Consider the following 3,368-nt stretch of genomic DNA (forward strand, 5'->3'; position numbering starts at 1 on the left):
TCGCGCTCATCACGACAACGGACTTGCCTTACGCCGAGGCAGCCGCGAGCCGAGCGTCGTTCGCCGACGCGATCCGGCCGGCTCATCTGCTCGCCGCCCTGGCGTTCTTCCTGGTGGTCCTCAACGACACCGGCCGCATCCCGGTCGAAACCCACTCCAGCACCCTCGAGTTCGGCATGATCGACGAAGCCCGCACCCTGGAGCACTCGGGACCGGCGCTCGCGCTGCTGAAGTGGGGATCGAACATGAAGCAGCTCATCCTCTACGTGCTGCTGGTCAACGTGTTCGCTGCCCCGTGGGGATTGGCCGGCTCGCAGCACGCCGGGGCCGTTGGGCTGGCGATCCTGGTCTTCCTGGCCAAGGCGCTCGGCGTGGGGGCTCTGTTCACCCTCATCGACAACAGTTTTTCCAAGCTGCGCTTGTTCAAGATCACCGAGTTCATGGCGTCCGCGTTCCTACTGGCGGTGCTTTCGGTGCTTGTCCTGTTCGTCGGAGGCGGCGGATGACGAGTGTCCTGGCTACTGCTGGTGTCACGGTCCCCTCGACGTTCTCCGGGGTGGCCGAGGGCCTGACGATCGTGGTGTTGCTCAGCGAGTTCGCGATGCTGCGCGCCCCCCTGTCGCGTTCGCAGATCCGGCTGTACGCCTTCCAGTCGCTGTCGGTCAGCGCCCTGGCCGCCTACGTCGCCGCCTCCAGGGGCATCCCGGACCTGTACGCCCTCGCCGGCCTGTCCCTGGGGCTCAAGGTGATCGTCGTACCGGCGATCGTCCTGCGCCTGCTCAGGGACGCCCGCGTCGAACTCGTTGCGTCCAACCGGTGGAGCGTGGCCTCCATGACGTTGGTCTCTATCACCCTGGCCGTCTTCGGGATCTTCGCGATCGGGAGCCTCCCAGTCCGCTCCCATTCACTTCCCACGGCAGCGTTCGGCCTTTCCGCTGCCGTGGTGCTCGTCTCGTTCGTGCTGGTGATCCTCCGCTCCGATGTCGTGTCACAGGCGGTCGGGTTCTTCTCCTTGGAGAACGGGGTGTCCGTTGCAAGCCTCGTGGTCGCCGCGGGGCTGCCGCTCGTGGTGGAGGTCGCATTCCTTTTCGATCTGCTGGTCGCGGTGGTCGTCTTCGGGGTGCTGATGCGGGTGCACCACACGCGCACAGCGACGCTGTCAACCGATGTGCTGGACCGGCTGAGGGGGTGAGCGGGTGGGCTGGTTCCTGATCGCCCTGCTGTTCGTCCCGTTCGCGGTTGCGATCTGCGCGTGGTTCGCTCCAGTCCGAGCTGGGCAGGCCCTGACGGTGACAACTGGCGTTGCCTGCTTTGGCGGATCGGTCGCACTGGTCGGTCGAGACAGCCCGACGACGGCGATGTCGGGTTGGTTGCGGGCCGATCCGCTGTCGGTCGTGTTCCTCCTCGCGGTCACATTTCTGTATGCGTTGAGCGCGCTGTTCGCGATCGGATACCTGGATGCCGGTGCTCACCGACCCTCGCAGTATTCCAGGCGCCTGTTCGCCGGTCTGAACCTCTTCTGCTGGTCGATGGCCATGGCAACGGTCGTGAACGGCCTGGCACTCCTGTGGGTGGCGATCGAGGTCACCACGGTGGTGTCGGCCCTGCTCGTCGCCATCGACGACACGGACGGCGCGACGGAAGCAGCGTGGAAGTACGTGCTCATCGCCTCGATGGGCCTCGGCATCGCGCTCCTTGCGACCATCGTCATGTACTACGCAGGCAGCGAGGTCTTCGGCGGCGCCTACGAGCTCTTCTACCCCAAGCTGCTCGGGTCGGCGGCCCACTTCCCCCACGCGATCGTCCGCCTGTCGTTCCTGCTAGCCGTCCTCGGCTTCGGGACCAAGATGGGACTCGTCCCGGTCCACACCTGGCTTCCCGATGCCCACTCGGAGGCCCCCACGCCGGTATCAGCTCTGCTTTCGGGCGCTCTTCTGGCGGTCAGCTTCTACGCGATCCTGCGGTACTTCCAGATCACGGTGCGCGCCGTGGGCCCCGATTTCCCGAGGAACGTCCTGCTGGCCTTCGGCCTCGCGTCGCTGCTCCTGGCAGCGCTGTACCTGGCGAGCCAACGCGACCTGAAACGGTTGTTCGCCTACTCGAGCGTCGAACACATGGGAATCCTCGCCATCGGTATGAGCTTCGCGGCGCCCATCGCGATCGTGGGCGTACTGCTCCACGTTCTTGCCCACGCAGCAGCTAAGGGGACGGCATTCTTCGGCGCGGGCAGCTTCCTCCGCAAGTTCGGGACCAAGGATGTCATTGGTCTGTCGGGCGGTATTGACAGCCTTCCGTGGTCGGGCCCTCTCTTGGTGGGCGCGGTCCTCGGGCTGTGCGCCGCCCCACCCGGAGGCATCTTCAGGAGCGAGTTCCTCATCGTGTCAGGCGGGCTGTCCGACCCGGCGGACGTCGTGGCCGCGGTGCTCGTGGTACTGGTCACCCTCGCGTCCATTGCGCTCATGTACTTCGGTACGCTCACTACGACAGGGCCGCCCGCCGATCCCGTGCCTCGGGGAGAGACAAGTTGGATGATGGTGGCCGCCATGTGCGTCGGCTTGGCAGGCCTGGTGCTCCTGGGGATCCACCCTCCAGGTTCTCTGTCCCAGCTGCTGTCGCACGCGGCCGCGCAACTCGGGAGCGGCAAGTGACGACGACCAGCGGGCTTTCGCACCGACTGCACCCTGACGAGATGGCGGACGCGGTCGCCCGGGCCGTGGCGAGCGGTGGGCGGTTCGTCGGGCTGGTGGCATCCGGCTCGCGTGGGGGGTCGACCCTGCTCCGTGCGATCGTCGCCGATGCGGGCCATCACCTCGTGCTGTGGGAGAGCGAGCTCGGCTCGGACCGTGACCACTTCCCGTCCCTGACACCGCTCGTTCCCGCGGCTTTCTGGTACGAGCGTCAGATCCACGACCTGTTCGGGGTCACACCGATCGGGCATCCCCGCTTGGACCCGCTCGCCTTCCCGGTCCATGGCAGCGGGCATGGGCGAGCGAGACCCGGGCGCCCCGAGGAAGGCGCGCCGGTGGAGCCGGACACCGCCTCGCTGGCCGGGCATGTCGAAGGTGAAGGGGTCTTCACGATCCCCTACGGCCCGGTCCGCTCCGGGGTGTTCGAGACCGTGGAGTATCTGGTCGAGACCTTCGGCGAGGACATCCCGAGGGTCAGAGTCCGGCCCTATCTCAAACACCGCGGAGTCGCCCGGCGCTTCGACAGGCTCGGCTCTGGCGATGGTGTCCTGCTCGCAGAGCGCGTCGAAGGCACCATGTCCGTGGCGCATGCCTGCGCCTTCTCCCAGACCGTCGAGACCTTGGCGGGGGTGGAGCCACCGCAGTGCGCGCAGTACCAACGGCTCGTGCATGCCGAGATAG

Annotated in this window: 4 protein-coding genes; all 4 read left to right on the forward strand. The window is 66.8% G+C overall.

Translation table 11 applies throughout. From position 1 onward, the window contains the following. Positions 1 to 506: NADH-quinone oxidoreductase subunit H (locus V7053_RS18405; protein ID WP_334173703.1), on the forward strand; the 506-nt coding region annotated here is incomplete at its 5' end. Further along, the gene (locus V7053_RS18410; RefSeq protein ID WP_334173704.1) at positions 503 to 1,192 is read left to right on the forward strand and encodes a hypothetical protein; all 690 of its coding nucleotides are present in this window, start codon (positions 503 to 505) and stop codon (positions 1,190 to 1,192) included. The genes V7053_RS18405 and V7053_RS18410, both read left to right, overlap by 4 nt. Before the next feature lie 4 nt (positions 1,193 to 1,196). Further along, the gene (locus tag V7053_RS18415; RefSeq protein WP_334173705.1) at positions 1,197 to 2,648 is read left to right on the forward strand and encodes a proton-conducting transporter transmembrane domain-containing protein; all 1,452 of its coding nucleotides are present in this window, start codon (positions 1,197 to 1,199) and stop codon (positions 2,646 to 2,648) included. Then, positions 2,645 to 3,368 (forward strand): NADH-quinone oxidoreductase subunit C (locus V7053_RS18420; RefSeq protein ID WP_334173706.1); only part of this gene is annotated, 724 nt, incomplete at its 3' end. The genes V7053_RS18415 and V7053_RS18420, both read left to right, overlap by 4 nt.

The organism is Sinomonas sp. (genome assembly GCF_036848755.1).
GTDB lineage: Bacteria > Actinomycetota > Actinomycetes > Actinomycetales > Micrococcaceae > Sinomonas.

Excerpts from the sequence above, each read along its gene's own strand:
- V7053_RS18410 (WP_334173704.1), top strand. The coding sequence starts at position 503 with ATGACGAGTGTCCTGGCTACTGCTGGTGTCACGGTCCCCTCGACGTTC.